Origin of the sequence: Pseudomonas sp. LFM046 (assembly GCF_000949385.2) — a bacterium.
GTDB lineage: Bacteria > Pseudomonadota > Gammaproteobacteria > Pseudomonadales > Pseudomonadaceae > Metapseudomonas.
This window is the reverse complement of the sequence record NZ_JYKO02000001.1, coordinates 5,241,767-5,257,345: the sequence shown is the minus strand read 5'-3', so window position 1 is coordinate 5,257,345 and position 15,579 is coordinate 5,241,767. Positions and strand designations below refer to the sequence as shown.

Below are 15,579 nucleotides of genomic sequence, written 5' to 3'. Positions count from 1 at the left end.
CTATACGAGCCGACTTTTGTGTTGTAAACCCCTGAACGTAAAAAAATTATTCTTCAGGCAAAGCTGACCGATAATCGGAATTCGCGCTTCAATAAGACAGATGACAAATCCCTCTATGGATAAAAAGGTGATCAACCCCTGATGGCCGATTGGCAGAACCTCGACCCCGAGGCCGCTCGCGAGGCGGAAAAATACGAAAACCCCATCCCCAGTCGCGAACTGATCCTGCAGCGCCTCGACGAGCGGGGCGCGCCGGCCAGCCGGGAACAGTTGGTAGAAGAATTCGGCCTGACCAGCGATGAACAGCTGGAGGCCCTGCGCCGCCGCCTCCGCGCCATGGAGCGCGACGGTCAACTTATCTATACCCGTCGAGGCACCTACGCACCGGTGGACAAGCTCGACCTCATCTGCGGCCGCGTCAGTGGCCACCGCGACGGCTTCGGCTTCCTCATCCCGGACGATGGCTCCGAAGACCTCTTCCTCAGTCCGGCGCAAATGCGTCTGGTGTTCGATGGCGACCGCGCCTTGGCCCGGGTATCCGGCGTCGACCGCCGTGGCCGTCGCGAAGGCGCCCTGGTGGAGATCATCGAGCGCGCCCATGAAACCCTGGTGGGTCGCTTCTTCGAGGAGAGCGGCATTGCCCGTGTGGTTGCCGACAACCCGAAGATCCAGCAGGAAGTCCTGGTTCCCCATGGCAAGCAGGGCGACGCCAGCCACGGTCAATTCGTCCAGGTGAAGATCGAGCAATGGCCGAGCAATTTCCGCCTCGCTCAGGGTGAAGTGGTTGAGGTGCTGGGCGACTACATGGCGCCGGGCATGGAGATCGAAGTCGCCCTGCGCAGCTACGACATCCCCCACGAGTGGCCCGCCGCCGTGGTCAAGGAAGCCGCCAAGCTCAAGCCCGAAGTGGCCGAGAAGGACAAGGAGAAGCGCATCGACCTGCGCGACCTGCCGCTGGTCACCATCGATGGCGAGGACGCCCGCGACTTCGACGACGCCGTCTACGCCGAGGCCCGCAAGGGCGGTGGCTGGCGCCTGATTGTCGCCATCGCCGACGTCTCCCACTATGTAAAGGTGGGTTCGGCCCTGGACGAGGAAGCGGCCAATCGCGGCAACTCGGTGTACTTCCCGGAGAAGGTCATTCCGATGTTGCCGGAGGTGCTCTCCAACGGCCTCTGCTCCCTGAACCCGCTGGTCGATCGCCTGGCGATGGTCTGCGACATGACCCTCTCCCGCGCCGGCAAGCTCACGGGCTACGAGTTCTACGAGGCGGTCATCCATTCCCATGCGCGGCTCACCTACACCAAGGTCAGCCAGTTCCTGGAAACCCCGGACTCCACCGAAGCGAAGCTGTTCGGCGAGCAGTTGCCCCACCTGGTCAAGCCGCTCCAGCAGCTCTACAAGCTCTACAAGGTGCTACTGGCTGCCCGCCAGGTGCGTGGCGCCATCGACTTCGAGACCCAGGAAACCCGCATCGTATTCAGTGCCGATCGCAAGATCTCCGAGATCCTGCCGACCCAGCGCAACGATGCCCACAAGCTGATCGAGGAATGCATGCTGTGCGCCAACGTGGCCACCGCGCGTTTCCTCCAGCAGCATGAGATCCCGGCGCTCTACCGTGTCCACGACGGTCCGCCCAGCGAGCGACTGGACAAGCTGCGGCAATTCCTGGCCGAGCTTGGCCTGACCCTCAATCGTGGCAAGAGCGAGCCGACCCCCAGCGACTACCAGGCGCTGCTGGAGACGGTCCGTGATCGCCCCGACTTCCACCTGATCCAGACGGTGATGCTGCGCTCCCTGAGTCAGGCGGTGTACAGCCCTGATAACGAAGGGCACTTCGGCCTCAATTACGACGCCTACACCCACTTCACCTCGCCCATCCGCCGCTACCCGGACCTGCTGGTGCACCGTGCCATCCGTGGCCTGATCCGCTCCAAGCGGGCCAGCGACCACGTGCGCAGGGCCGGAGCGGCAGCCATGCCCAAGGCGCGCATCTATCCCTACGATGAGCCGCGCCTGGCGCAGCTTGGCGAGCAGTGCTCGATGACCGAGCGCCGTGCCGACGAGGCCACCCGCGATGTCACCAACTGGCTGAAGTGCGAGTACATGCGTGACCGCGTGGGTGAGACCTTCCCGGGCGTGATCTCGGCGGTGACCGGCTTCGGCATCTTCGTCGAGCTGATCGACATCTATGTAGAAGGCCTCGTGCATGTCACGGCATTGCCGGGCGACTACTACCACTTCGATCCTATTCACCATCGCCTTTCCGGCGAGCGCAGCGGCCGCAGCTTCCGCTTGGGCGACGAGGTGGAAGTGGTGGTGGCGCGCGTCGATCTGGACGAACGCAAGATCGACTTCGAGCTCTCGGAAAACGTGCTGACTGCGCCTGTCGGTCGCAAGAATCGTGGTGCGGACAAACCCGTATCCGCCAAGGCCAAGACCAAAGCCGTGGCCGAGCCCCGTGTCGGCAAGGGACGGAGTCGTGGTGCCAAGGCCGTCGCGCGTGCCGCTGTCCAGGAGAAACCCTGGCATGAACCCCAGGCGGCGGTGACGTCACGTCGGCACCGTTCCGGCAAGGTCCAGGCGCTGCCGGCCGTGCCACCTGAGATGCTGGCCCAGGCCGAAGAAATGCTCGGCAATACCGATGTGAACAGGAGTCGCGCCCTCAAGCAGGCCCTGCTCAGCGAGGCGCGCCAGGGCGCCAAGGCCAGCAAGGGCACCCGCCCGGCCCAGGCTCCCCTCGACAAGCCGGCCAGGGGTAAGGCGAATTCGGAGGCCAAGCCGCCGAAGAAGAAGGCCAAGGCAGCCAAGGCAAAAGCCGCGAACAAACCCACGAAACACCGCAAAGGGCCGCCCAAGCCCAAGGCGCCCGGTAACAAGGTCAAGAAATGAGTCAGTTGGAAAAGGTCTACGGCGTGCATGCCGTGGAAGCGCTGCTGCGCCATCACCCCAAACGCGTCAAGCAGCTGTGGCTGGCCGAGAGCCGGCATGACCCTCGAGTCCAGGTCCTGGTCGACCTGGCCGGGCAGCATCGCATCGCGGTGGGCCACAAGGACCGTCACGAGCTGGACGAGTGGGCCGAAGGCGTCCACCAGGGCGTGGTGGCCGAGGTCAGTCCCAGCCAGGTCTGGGGCGAGAACATGCTCGACGAGCTGCTGGAACGCACCCCTGGAGCCCCGCTGCTGCTGGCTCTGGATGGTGTCACCGACCCGCACAACCTCGGGGCCTGCCTGCGCACCGCCGACGCCGCGGGCGTGCTGGCGGTGATCGTGCCCAAGGACAAGTCCGCCACCCTCAACGCCACGGTTCGCAAGGTGGCCTGCGGCGCGGCCGAGGTGATGCCGCTGGTGGCAGTGACCAACCTCTCGCGCACCCTGGAAAAGCTGCAGAAAAAAGGTCTGTGGGTGGTGGGGACCGCCGGTGAGGCGGAGCAGGAAGTCTACGACCAGGACATGACCGGTCCGACCGTGCTGGTCATGGGCGCCGAGGGTAAGGGGATGCGTCGCCTGACCCGTGAGCACTGCGACTACCTGGTGAAGCTGCCCATGGCCGGCAGCGTCAGCAGCCTCAACGTCTCGGTGGCCACCGGGGTCTGCCTGTTCGAGGCAGTCCGCCAGCGGAAAGCAAAGCGCCAATAAAGGCGCTTGGCGCGAAAGGCCGGGCGACGAGATTCGCTCGGCCTTCGGTCTGTTCAAAATATCGCCAGATTTCCTTGCGCGGCATTTCGCCCTTCTCTAGAATGTCGCCCCTTGCCGTGGGGGCAGGCTCGTGCACGTCCCCGACCCGGCAAGCCAAAACGAGATATTCACTCCTTGCCTGACCACGATGTTGGCAGGCTACAACCCGTAAGGAGCATTTATGCGTCATTACGAAATCATCTTCCTGGTTCACCCGGACCAGAGCGAGCAGGTTGGCGGCATGGTTGAGCGCTACACCAAGCTCATCGAAGAAGACGGTGGCAAGGTTCACCGCCTGGAAGACTGGGGCCGTCGCCAGCTGGCCTACGCCATCAACAACGTTCACAAGGCTCACTACGTGATGCTGAACGTTGAGTGCAGCGGCAAGGCCCTGGCCGAGCTGGAAGACAACTTCCGCTACAACGACGCCGTCCTCCGTAACCTGGTCATCCGTCGCGACGAAGCCATCACTGGCCAGTCCGAGATGCTCAAGGCCGAGGAAAACCGCAACGAGCGCCGTGAGCGCCGTGAGCGCGTTGAGACTGACGCTGCCGCCGAAGGCGAAGACAGCGACAACGCTGACGAGTAATCCACGGATCTATTGAGGAGCCAAGTTCATGGCACGTTTCTTCCGTCGTCGTAAGTTCTGCCGTTTCACCGCTGAAGGCGTGAAAGAGATCGACTTCAAGGATCTCAACACCCTGAAGGCCTACATCTCCGAAACCGGCAAGATCGTTCCGAGCCGTATCACCGGCACCAAAGCCAAGTATCAGCGTCAGCTGGCTACCGCTATCAAGCGCGCCCGCTACCTGGCCCTGCTGCCCTACACCGACAGCCACGGCCGTTGATTCAGGTCGGTCGACCTGGGTAAGGGATAGAACGTAATGCGCGCTCTGGCGGAGTTCATCATGCGCGGTCGCATGCAGGCCACCCTGGTGGTGGTTGGTGCAGCGGCCCTGCCCCTGATGTTCTGGCTGAGCGCAGCCGCTGGCAGCCTGGTGCTGCTGCGGCGTGGTGTGAACGATGCTCTCGGCATCATTGCCTGGGCCCTGCTGCCAGCTCTTGGCTGGTGGTACTTCGGCGAGCCACGCACCCTGATGGTGTTGCTTGGCGCGCTGGGGTTGGCCCTGGTGCTGCGTTCCAGCGTGTCCTGGACGCGGGTGCTGATGATCAGCGTAGCGCTTGGTCTGCTGTACGGCCTGGTGCTGGGCGCGGTGTTCCGCGAGCCCATAACCGCCATGGCGGGTGAGCTGCAGAAGCTCATGCCGCAGGTGATGGGCAACGTCTATTCGCAACTGGCGGATGACGAGCGAGCGCGTCTGGGAGCCATGGTCGCGCCGGTCCTGACCGGCCTGATCGCGGCGCTGCTGCAGCTGGTCAGCGTGCTGAGCCTGATGCTCGGCCGCTACTGGCAGGCAGCCTTGTACAACCCCGATGGTTTCGGCAGCGAGTTCCGCGCGCTGAGACTGTCGCCGGCACTGGCTTTCGGCCTGCTGGTCGCCATGCTGTTGGGCCCCAACCTGGGTCTGGAGCTGGCGATGCTGACGCCGATCTGCAGCGTGCCGCTGGCTTTTGCCGGCCTGGCCCTGGTGCATGGTCTGGTGAAGCAGGGTAGAACCGCCGGTTTCTGGCTGGTGGGGCTGTACGTGTCGCTGCTGCTGTTCATGCAACTGATCTATCCGTTGCTGGTGGTCTTGGCCATCGTCGACAGTCTGATTGATTTTCGCGGACGCAAGGCGCGCAAGAACGGCGCCGGCCCTGCGAACGGTGAAGGTTAAAAGTTAAGAGGTAAGACTCAAATGGAAGTCATCCTGCTCGAAAAAATCGCCAACCTGGGCAACCTGGGCGACAAGGTGAACGTAAAGGCCGGCTACGGCCGTAACTTCCTGCTGCCGCAAGGCAAGGCCACCGCTGCTACCGCCGAGAACGTTGCTGCGTTCGAAGCTCGCCGCGCTGAGCTGGAAAAGCAGGCTGCCGACAAGAAGGCTGCTGCCGAAGCGCGCGCTGCCCAGCTGTCCGAACTGGAAGTGACCATCACTGCCAGCGCCGGCGACGAAGGCAAGCTGTTCGGTTCCATCGGCACCCACGACATCGCTGACGCCCTGACCGCCGCTGGCGTTCCGGTTGCCAAGGCCGAAGTCCGCCTGCCGAACGGCACCATTCGCCAAGTTGGCGAGTACGACGTTGCTCTGCACCTGCACACCGACGTCGAAGCCGCGGTCAAGCTGATCGTGATTGCCGGCTAAGCAAGCCGTCGAAGTGAGCTTGCACTCAGGTGCCGGCTCGCTAACATCGGGCACGTCATTGCGAAAGCGGTGACGTGCCCGATGTCTTTCCAGCCCAAGAATTTTCCGAGCCTATGAACGAAATCACCGTCCCGGAACAGTTCGACCTGCAAACCGCCGCGCTCAAGGTGCCGCCGCACTCCATCGAGGCCGAGCAGGCCGTCCTCGGGGGCCTGATGCTGGACAACAATGCCTGGGAGCGCGTGCTCGATCAGGTGTCCGACGGCGACTTCTATCGCCACGATCATCGGCTGATCTTCCGCGCCATCTTCAAGCTGGCCGAACGCAACATGCCCTTCGACGTGGTGACCTTGTCCGAGCAACTGGACAAGGAAGGCCAACTGCCCCAGGTTGGCGGCCTGGCCTACCTTGGCGAACTGGCGAAGAACACGCCTTCGGTCGCCAACATCAAGGCTTACGCCCAGATCATTCGCGAGCGCGCCACCCTGCGTAAGCTGATCGGCATCAGTACCGAGATCGCCGACAGTGCCTACGCGCCCCAGGGCCGCACCGGCGAAGAGATCCTCGACGAAGCCGAGCGCCTGATCTTCCAGATCGCCGAAGCGCGGCCCAAGACCGGCGGCCCGGTGGGCATCAATGACATCCTGGTCAAGGCCATCGACCGCATCGACGAGCTTTTCAATGCCGGCGACGCCATCACCGGCCTGTCCACCGGCTTCACCGATCTGGACAACCTGACCAGCGGCCTGCAGCCAGCGGACATGATCATCGTCGCCGGCCGTCCCTCCATGGGTAAGACCACCTTCGCGATGAACCTGGTGGAAAACGCCCTGATGCGCAGCGACAAGGCCATCCTGGTGTATTCCCTGGAGATGCCCTCCGAGTCCATCGTGATTCGTATGCTCGCGTCCCTCGGCCGTATCGACCAGACCAAGGTCCGTGCCGGTCGCCTGGACGACGACGATTGGCCGCGCCTGACCTCCGCGGTCAACCTGCTCAATGACCGCAAGCTGTTCATCGATGACACCGCCGGCATTTCGCCCTCCGAAATGCGCGCCCGTACCCGCCGCCTTGCGCGCGAGCACGGCGAGATCGGCCTGATCATGGTCGACTACCTGCAGCTGATGCAGATTCCCGGTTCCAGCGGCGACAGCCGGGTGAACGAGATTTCTGAAATCTCCCGCTCGCTCAAGGCCCTGGCCAAGGAGTTCAACTGCCCGGTGATTGCCTTGTCCCAGTTGAACCGGGGACTCGAACAGCGTCCGAACAAACGCCCGATCAACTCCGACCTGCGCGAATCCGGGGCGATCGAGCAGGACGCCGACATCATCCTGTTCGTGTACCGCGACGAGGTGTATCACCCCGAGACCGAATTCAAGGGCGTGGCCGAGATCATCATCGGCAAACAGCGTAACGGCCCGCTGGGAACTGCGCGGCTGGCCTTCCTCGGCAAGTACTCGCGCTTCGAGAACCTCGCGCCGGGTGCCTACCAGTTCGACGACGAATAAGCTCCAGATCAATGAACACGGGCGCCCAGGCGGTATGATGGGCGCCCGTTTTCGTTCATGAGCCCGTCTCAATGCGCCCGCTGATCGCCGCCATCGACCTTTCCGCCATCCGCCACAACTACTCTCTGGCCAAGCGCTGCGCGCCTGGCCGGCAGGCCTTCGCGGTGGTCAAGGCGAATGCTTACGGCCACGGTGTGCGCGAAGTGGTCGCCAGCCTGCGCGGCGAGGTTGATGGCTTTGCCGTGGCCTGCCTGGAAGAGGCGGCCGAAGTGCGCGCCCTCGACGACGAGGCACGGGTGCTGCTGCTGGAAGGCTGCTTCGAGCCGGTGGAATACCCGTTGGCTGCCCAACTGGGCCTGGACCTGGTGGTGCAGGGGCCTGAGCAGGCGGAGGCGCTCCTGGCCGCCGGGCTGCCACGACCGCTCAATGTCTGGCTCAAGCTGGATTCCGGCATGCACCGCCTGGGGTTCGACGCGGATGCGCTGCGTCACTGGCACGCCCGCCTGCGGGCCGCTCCCCAGGTGGCCGAGCTCAACCTGATCAGCCACTTCGCCTGCGCCGACTTGCGTGGCCACAGCCTCAATGAGGTGCAACTGGAAGCCTTCCTCGACCTGCTGGACCTCGACTTCGACCAGCGCAGCCTGGCCAATTCCGCCGCCATCCTGACCATGCCGGCGTCTCATATGGACTGGTTGCGCCCCGGCATCATGCTCTATGGCGCCTCGCCCTGCGCCGACCTCAGCGCCGCTGACCTGGGCCTGAAACCGGCCATGAGCCTTAGCGCCCAACTGATCGCCGTGCGGGAAATCGCGGAAGGGGAAACCGTGGGCTACGGCGCCACCTGGGAAGCCAGCCGGCCGTCGCGCATCGGCACCGTCAGCTGCGGCTACGCCGATGGCTACCCGCGCCATGCTCCCAGTGGAACCCCGGTGGTGGTGAACGGCCGCCGCGTGCCGCTGGCCGGTCGGGTTTCCATGGACATGCTGGCGGTGGATCTCAGCGACATGCCGGAGGCCCGGGTAGGCGATCCGGTGGAGCTCTGGGGCGCTCAACTGCCGGTGGACGAGCTGGCCCAGGCCTGCGGCACCATCGGCTACGAATTGCTCACCAAGGTCACCGCGCGGGTGCCGCGCCGCTACCTGGCCTGAGCGAAGCCCAACCGCCCAGCCTGAGAATCCAGTAGGAGCGAGCTCTGCTCGCGAAGTGGTCCCGTTCGCGAGCAGAGCTCGCTCCTACGCAAATAGAGCTACAGCAGTCCGCTGCGAATCTTCAGCACATCCAGTTGCAGGCTGGCTTCGTTGGACAGCTCGCCATCCTCACCGAATATCACCACACCCGAGCGACCGCGGGCCTTGACCTTGTACAGGGCCTGGTCGGCGGTCTGGTAGAGCCCGGAGAAATTCCGCGCATGTTGCGGGAAGAGGGCGATGCCGATGCTGATGCTCACCGACAGCTGTTCCGCGCCGTAGTGCATCGGTATGGCCAACTCCTCCAGCAGGCGTCGGGCGAGTTCGCCGGCCTGGACTTCGGCGTCCGGCCCGCAGATCAGCACGGCGAACTCATCGCCCCCCAGGCGCGCCACGGCATCGCCGCCCCGCACGTGCTCGCGCAGGCGGCGGCCGATGGTGCGCAGCATTTCGTCGCCGGCATCGTGGCCGAAGCGGTCGTTGATCGGCTTGAAGTGGTCGAGGTCGATCAGCATCAGCGCCAGCGGATGCTCATGGCGCTTGGCGCTGGCCAGGGCCGATTCGGTGCGCTCGATCAGGTAGCGGCGGTTGGGCAGTTCGGTCAACGAGTCGTGGAAAGCCGCGTGCTCCAGCTCGCGTTCCCGCTCACTGAGGCGCACGTTGGCCGCAGCCAGCTCAGCGGTACGGATCGTGACGGCGGCCTGCAGCTCGTCGGCACTGGCCTGCATCTGCGCCAGGCGTGCGGCCTTCTCGCGGTCGGCCTGCTCCAGGGCGGCGGCGCGATCCTGCTTGAGCATCTGGATGCGGTAGGCCAGGGCGAAGGAGAAGAGGATCGACTCCGCCGCGATGGCGATGGGGAACATGTAAGCAGTGAAGTTGGTCGGCTGGATGATGCCGGCGGCGCGCATGACCAGCACTGCGGTACTCACCAGCACGGTGCCGTAACCGATGAGGTAGAAGCGCGCCGGAATGAAGCCCTGGCGCCAGCGCACCACCGCACTGATCAGGGCGGTGGGCACCGTCACGATGGGCGTGATGGCGATCAGGATGGCGCCCTCGGCGCGATAGCCGAAGGCGTTGATCAGGATGGCGATCGCGTAGAGCGCGCAGGCCACGTGGAACAGGCGGTCCGCCCAGCGCAGGCCGCGGCGGGTGAACAGCAGCTCCTGGGTAAAGCGCATCACGAAGATGCCCCAGGCTGCCGGCAGGGTGATGCGGTCCAGCCACACCGGCACCGGCGCATCCGGCCAGAAGTACTGGAAGCCGTGCCCGGTCATGCTGAGGATGAACACCAGCGCCGAGGCGGTGGCCAGTACGTACCAGAGGTAGGCGGGGTCGCGCAGTGCTATCAGGATGAACAGGTTGTAGAGGAAGAGCGCGAGGATCACCCCGTAGATCAGGCCGAAGCCGAGGTTTTCGGTGGATTTCAGCTCTTTCAGGTCATCCAGCTGCCAGATCTTCAGGGGGAAGGAGTTGCCCGCCGGGTCATAGCTGCGGAAATACAGGGTGAGCGGTTCGGCGCCGATATCCGGCAGCTTGAACAGCATGCGCCGGTAGGAGTAGTCGCGGGTTTCGGCGAAAGGCAAGGCCTCGCTGGATTCCTTGCGGGTCCAGCCGCCGTTGCCATCCGGGAGGAAGAGGCTGACCCGATAGACGGTAATGCCGGAGTTCTCCAGCCACCACTGCCTGGGTGCGTCGCTGTTGCGGCTGAGCTGCACCCGTACCCACCAGACGCTACGGCTCTGGCCCACGCTGGCGCGGCCGTTGGCCGGGGTGAAGCGCTGTTGCACCTCGGGGTTGGCCATGTCCTGGATATCCAGCTTGCCGTCCCGGTCCTCCAACAGGTCGATCTGCCCATTGAGGGGCGCGCCACTGCTCTGCGGGGTCAACTCGAAGGCCGCCTGGGCGGGCAGGGTGACGCCCAGCCAGCAGAGAAGCAGGAAGAAAATCAGGGTCGAGCGAGGCACCGCACATGCTCCTTGTATGTTTTGTACGACTGCGGCCTGGCGGTATTCGTGTCGGCAGGAGTATAGCGATCTGGAGATTCTGTGATCAGTCTGTAAGCAAAATCCTACAAGCTTGTGTCCTGCCCAGCAGAAACCCAGTGTGCTCGTCGGATTTGCTCAAAATTTGTGCTATATTCCGCGCCCCGTAAAAAAGCCCGCTGGTCAAAAAATATGCAAGCTGCGAAGCCGCTGTTCGACTATCCGAAGTACTGGGCCGAGTGTTTCGGTCCCGCACCCTTCCTGCCGATGAGCCGGGAAGAGATGGATCAGCTCGGCTGGGATTCCTGCGACATCATCATCGTGACCGGCGACGCCTACGTCGACCACCCGTCCTTCGGCATGGCCATCATCGGCCGCCTGCTGGAAGCCCAGGGTTTCCGCGTGGGCATCATTGCCCAGCCGGACTGGCGCTCCAAGGACGACTTCATGAAGCTCGGCGAGCCGAACCTGTTCTTCGGCGTGGCGGCGGGCAACATGGACTCCATGATCAACCGCTACACCGCGGACAAGAAGATCCGTTCCGACGACGCCTACACCCCCGGCGGCGTCGCCGGCAAGCGCCCGGACCGCGCCAGCCTGGTCTACAGCCAGCGCTGCAAAGAGGCCTACACCCACGTGCCGGTGGTGCTGGGTGGCATCGAGGCGTCCCTGCGCCGCATCGCCCACTACGACTACTGGCAGGACAAGGTGCGCCGCTCGATCCTGATGGACGCCACCGCCGACATCCTGCTCTACGGCAACGCCGAGCGCGCCGTGGTGGAAATCGCCCAGCGCCTGTCCTGGGGCGAGAGCATCGAGAGCATCACCGATGTGCGCGGCACGGCCTTCATCCGCCGCGACACACCCGCCGACTGGTTCGAGATCGATTCCACCCGCATCGATCGTCCGGGCCACGTCGACAAGATCATCAACCCCTACGTCAACACCCAGGACCTGCAGGCCTGCGCCATCGAGCAGGAGAAGGGCCCGGTCGAAGACCCCAACGAGGCCAAGGTCGTGGAGTTGCTGCCCAACCCGCGCCTGACCCGCGACAAGACCGTGATCCGCCTGCCGTCCTTCGAGAAGGTGCGCAACGACCCGGTGCTCTACGCCCACGCGAACCGCGTGCTGCACCTGGAGACCAACCCCGGCAACGCCCGCGCCCTGGTGCAACGCCACGGTGAGGTGGACGTCTGGTTCAATGCGCCGCCCATCCCGATGAGCACCGAGGAGATGGACTACGTCTTCGGCATGCCCTACGCCCGCGTCCCGCACCCGGCGTATGGCAAGGAGAAGATTCCGGCCTACGAGATGATCCGCTTCTCGGTGAACATCATGCGTGGCTGCTTTGGCGGCTGCACCTTCTGCTCGATTACCGAGCACGAAGGCCGGATCATCCAGAACCGCTCCCACGAATCGATCCTGCGTGAGATCGAGGAGATGCGCGACAAGGTGCCGGGCTTCACTGGCGTGGTCTCCGACCTTGGCGGCCCCACCGCCAACATGTACCGCATCGCCTGCAAGAGCCCGGAGATCGAGAAGCACTGCCGCAAGCCGTCGTGCGTGTTCCCCGGCATCTGCGAGAACCTCAACACCGACCACAGCTCGCTGATCGAGCTGTACCGCAAGGCCCGCGCCCTGCCGGGGGTGAAGAAGATCCTCATCGCGTCCGGCCTGCGCTACGACCTGGCCGTGGAATCCCCCGAGTACGTCAAGGAACTGGTGACCCACCACGTCGGCGGCTACCTGAAGATCGCCCCGGAACACACCGAGCGCGGTCCGCTGGACAAGATGATGAAGCCGGGCATCGGCAGCTATGACCGCTTCAAGCAAATGTTCGAGAAATACTCGAAGGAAGCGGGCAAGGAGCAGTACCTGATCCCGTACTTCATCGCGGCTCACCCCGGCACCACGGACGAGGACATGATGAACCTCGCCCTCTGGCTCAAGCGCAACGGTTTCCGTGCCGACCAGGTGCAGGCCTTCTACCCGTCGCCCATGGCCAGCGCCACCGCCATGTACCACTCGGGCAAGAACCCGCTGCGCAAGGTCACCTACAAGAGCGAAGGGGTGAAGATCGTCAAGAGCGAGGAACAGCGCCGCCTGCACAAGGCGTTCCTGCGCTACCACGATCCCAAGGGCTGGCCGATGCTGCGCGAGGCCCTGGAGCGCATGGGCCGTGGCGACCTGATCGGCAACGGCAAGCACCAACTGATCCCGGCCTATCAACCGGCCACGGACGAGTACCACAGCGCACGCCGCAAGAACTCCACGCCGGCCGGCAGCAAGAAGGTCGGTGGCGCTGGCAAGATGCTGACCCAGCACACCGGCCTGCCGCCCCGCGCCAGCGACGGCAGCAAGCCCTGGGACAAGCGCGAGCAGGCCAAGGCCGCAGCCTTTGCTCGCAAGCAAGCCGAAAACAAGGCAGCCGCAGCCGAGAAGGGCGGCGGCAAGAAGAAGCCGGCCAAGCGCCCTGTGGCGCCGCGCTAATGAAAACGCCAGCCTTCGGGCTGGCGTTTTTCTTTCTGCGGCATGCCTTGTGGGAGCGATCGTTTGTCGGACTCTTCCTAACAAAATGATTATTGGCACTATAGTGCCAGCAATCACAACAAGAATCCGGTAGCCGCTATGCGCCCCCTTTCCCTCCTGGCTTTCGCCATCCTGCTCGCCGGCTGCGGTGACCAGACCGAGTCCCCCGTTGCCCACGCCGATTTCCAGAAAGACCTCCAGGCCCGTCTGATCAAGGCCAAGCCCGGCACCGTCATCGCAATCCCCGCCGGCACCTGGCATCTGGACCGGGGACTCAGCCTCAAGGTCAGCGGGGTGACCCTCAAGGGCGCCGGCATGGACAAGACCATCCTCAACTTCAAGGGTCAGAAGGCCGGCGCCGAAGGGCTACTGGTGGACGCCTCCGACTTCACCCTCCAGGACCTCGCCCTGGAGGACACCAAGGGTGACGCCCTCAAGGTGGTGGGCGGCCGCAACATCGTCATCCGCAACGTCCGCACCGAATGGACCAACGGCCCGGCCACCGAAAATGGCGCCTATGGCATCTACCCGGTGCAGACGGAAAACACACTGATCGACGGCGCGGTGGCGATCGGCGCTTCCGACGCCGGCATCTACGTCGGCCAATCGCGCAACGTGGTGGTGCGCAACAGCCGCGCCGAGCGCAACGTCGCCGGCATCGAGATCGAGAACACCATCGGCGCCGACGTCTACGACAACGTCGCCACCGGCAACACCGGCGGCATCCTCGTCTTCAACATGCCCAACCTCCAGCAGCCGGGCCACGGTACCCGCGTCTACCGCAACCGCATCGAGGGCAACAACCACGACAACTTCGGCCACAAGGGCACGCCGGTGGCCAGCGTGCCGGCCGGTTCCGGGGTGGTGATCAACTCCAACGACGATATGGAAATCTTCGACAACGACATCGGCAACCACCGCACCGCCAACATCATCGTCAGCAGCTATTTCAGCACCGGCTACAGCGGCCTCTCCACCCACCAGGACTTCGATCCGTACCCGGAGCGTATCGCCATCCACGGCAACCGCTTCGGCCCCGGTGGCGACAGCCCGGACCACCTGGAACTGAAGGCCCTCAAGATCGCCCAGTTCGGCCTCAATGGTCGACTGCCGGACATCCTCTGGGACGGTTACTTCAACCCCGCCAAGGCGGTGGACGGCAAGCTCCCGGCGGAGCTGGGCATCTGCGTCGATAACGGTGCGGCCAGCCTGGTGAACGTCGACGCGCCCAACAACTTCAAGAACATCAGCACCGACATGAGCGCCCACCGCTGCACGCTGCCGCCGCTACCCGAAGTGGTGCTGACCAGCGCGGGGGAGAACAAGGGTTCATGAGGCTCGTACTCTGCCTGGCGCTGCTGCTGCTGGTCGGCTGCGACCGGCAGCCGGCGCCGCTTTACTTGCCCGAGGGCGAGGCCTATCCGGAAAGGCTCAGCGATTGGGGCATGCTGCGCCGGGCTGACGGACACTTGCAGCCGGCCGCCCAGGCCCTGGCCTATGACCTCAACACCCCGCTGTTCAGCGACTACGCCCACAAGCTGCGCACCGTCTGGATGCCGCCGGGCCAGACCGCCCGCTACGGCGAAGAACGCTTCGACTTCCCGGTCGGCACCGTGCTGACCAAGACCTTCTATTACCCCAAGGACGACCACGGCCGCCTGCTGAAGAACACCCGCGATGACCGTGACCCGGCCAGCGGCCTGGACCTGGCAAAGGTGCGCCTGATGGAAACCCGAGTGCTGGTGCGCCAGCAGCAGGGCTGGGTGGCGTTGCCCTATGTGTGGGACGAAACCCAGCAGGACGCGATCCTGGAATGGGCGGGCGCCAGTGCGTCGCTGGCGCTGCGGGACGAGCAGGGCGGAACCCTTGCGGTGGACTATCAAGTGCCCGACGCCAACCAGTGCGCCGGCTGCCATGAGGAACGCCATGGCGAGGGCGTCCAGCCCCTGGGCCCCAAGGCCCGCCATCTGAATCGCGACCTGGCCTATCCGGAGGCTGTGGAAAACCAGCTGCAACGCTGGCAGCGCCAAGGCCTGCTGGCTGGCCTGCCGAAGCTGGAGAGCGTGCCGCGCAATGCCTTGGTCGCTGCCCCTCGCACCGGGGAAGGGCTGGAGCAGCAGGCCCGCAGCTACCTCGATATCAACTGCGCCCACTGCCACAACCCCAAGGGACCGGCACGCACGTCCGGGCTCTACCTCGACCCGGCCACGCCGCTGGGCATTCCTTCCGGCCTGTGCAAGCAACCGGTGGCCGCCGGCAAGGGCTCTGGCGACCGCCTGGTGGATATCCACCCCGGCCAGCCCGACGCCTCGGTGCTGATCTACCGGGTCGAAAGCACCGACCCCAGCGTGATGATGCCGGAGCTGGGCCGCTCCACCGTCCACCACGAGGGGCTGGAAGTACTGACCCGCTGGATCGCCGGTCTGCCGGGGGGATGCTGACGGGGA

General features: G+C 64.6%; 12 protein-coding genes. 11 read left to right on the top strand and 1 reads right to left on the bottom strand.

The window, feature by feature from the left end:
• The first annotated feature begins 141 nt into the window (after nt 1-141).
• The 8 genes from rnr (at nt 142) to alr (ending at nt 8,579) form a co-directional block, all read left to right on the top strand.
• Nucleotides 142-2,892 carry a ribonuclease R gene (gene rnr / locus TQ98_RS24210; protein ID WP_044870776.1) on the top strand — a complete coding sequence of 917 codons (2,751 nt, stop codon included), beginning with the start codon at nt 142-144 and terminating at the stop codon, nt 2,890-2,892.
• Nucleotides 2,889-3,638, top strand: a complete 750-nt coding sequence (rlmB, locus tag TQ98_RS24205; RefSeq protein ID WP_044870777.1) for a 23S rRNA (guanosine(2251)-2'-O)-methyltransferase RlmB — start codon at nt 2,889-2,891, stop codon at nt 3,636-3,638. The genes rnr and rlmB overlap by 4 nt, the downstream gene beginning before the upstream one ends.
• A 220-nt stretch (nt 3,639-3,858) precedes the next feature.
• The gene (gene rpsF, locus TQ98_RS24200) at nt 3,859-4,266 is read left to right on the top strand and encodes a 30S ribosomal protein S6 (RefSeq protein WP_044870778.1); all 408 of its coding nucleotides are present in this window, start codon (nt 3,859-3,861) and stop codon (nt 4,264-4,266) included.
• A 28-nt stretch (nt 4,267-4,294) separates the two neighbouring features.
• Nucleotides 4,295-4,525: a 30S ribosomal protein S18 gene (rpsR, locus tag TQ98_RS24195; protein ID WP_003452992.1), complete on the top strand. Its 231-nt coding sequence runs from the start codon at nt 4,295-4,297 to the stop codon at nt 4,523-4,525.
• A gap of 36 nt (nt 4,526-4,561) precedes the next feature.
• Nucleotides 4,562-5,455 carry a hypothetical protein gene (locus TQ98_RS24190; protein WP_044870779.1) on the top strand — a complete coding sequence of 298 codons (894 nt, stop codon included), beginning with the start codon at nt 4,562-4,564 and terminating at the stop codon, nt 5,453-5,455.
• Nucleotides 5,456-5,476: 21 nt separating this feature from the next.
• The gene (gene rplI / locus TQ98_RS24185; RefSeq protein WP_044870780.1) at nt 5,477-5,923 is read left to right on the top strand and encodes a 50S ribosomal protein L9; all 447 of its coding nucleotides are present in this window, start codon (nt 5,477-5,479) and stop codon (nt 5,921-5,923) included.
• A gap of 113 nt (nt 5,924-6,036) precedes the next feature.
• Nucleotides 6,037-7,431: a replicative DNA helicase gene (gene dnaB, locus TQ98_RS24180; RefSeq protein ID WP_044870781.1), complete on the top strand. Its 1,395-nt coding sequence runs from the start codon at nt 6,037-6,039 to the stop codon at nt 7,429-7,431.
• Nucleotides 7,432-7,502: 71 nt separating this feature from the next.
• Nucleotides 7,503-8,579: an alanine racemase gene (gene alr, locus TQ98_RS24175; RefSeq protein ID WP_044870782.1), complete on the top strand. Its 1,077-nt coding sequence runs from the start codon at nt 7,503-7,505 to the stop codon at nt 8,577-8,579.
• Between the two features lie 98 nt (nt 8,580-8,677).
• Here alr and TQ98_RS24170 read toward each other — a convergent pair whose 3' ends face one another.
• The gene (locus tag TQ98_RS24170; protein ID WP_044870783.1) at nt 8,678-10,585 is read right to left on the bottom strand and encodes a diguanylate cyclase; all 1,908 of its coding nucleotides are present in this window, start codon (nt 10,583-10,585) and stop codon (nt 8,678-8,680) included.
• A gap of 210 nt (nt 10,586-10,795) precedes the next feature.
• Here TQ98_RS24170 and TQ98_RS24165 point away from each other — a divergent pair, with 210 nt between their 5' ends.
• From TQ98_RS24165 to TQ98_RS24155, 3 genes are all read left to right on the top strand, one after another.
• Nucleotides 10,796-13,093: a YgiQ family radical SAM protein gene (locus tag TQ98_RS24165; protein ID WP_103103078.1), complete on the top strand. Its 2,298-nt coding sequence runs from the start codon at nt 10,796-10,798 to the stop codon at nt 13,091-13,093.
• 138 nt (nt 13,094-13,231) lie between these two features.
• Entirely contained in the window at nt 13,232-14,467 is a 1,236-nt protein-coding gene (locus TQ98_RS24160; protein WP_044870786.1) for a parallel beta-helix domain-containing protein, read from the top strand.
• A complete protein-coding gene (locus tag TQ98_RS24155) occupies nt 14,464-15,573 on the top strand; it encodes an SO2930 family diheme c-type cytochrome (protein WP_044870787.1) in 1,110 nt (369 codons plus the stop codon). The genes TQ98_RS24160 and TQ98_RS24155 overlap by 4 nt, the downstream gene beginning before the upstream one ends.
• The last annotated feature ends 6 nt before the right edge of the window (nt 15,574-15,579 follow it).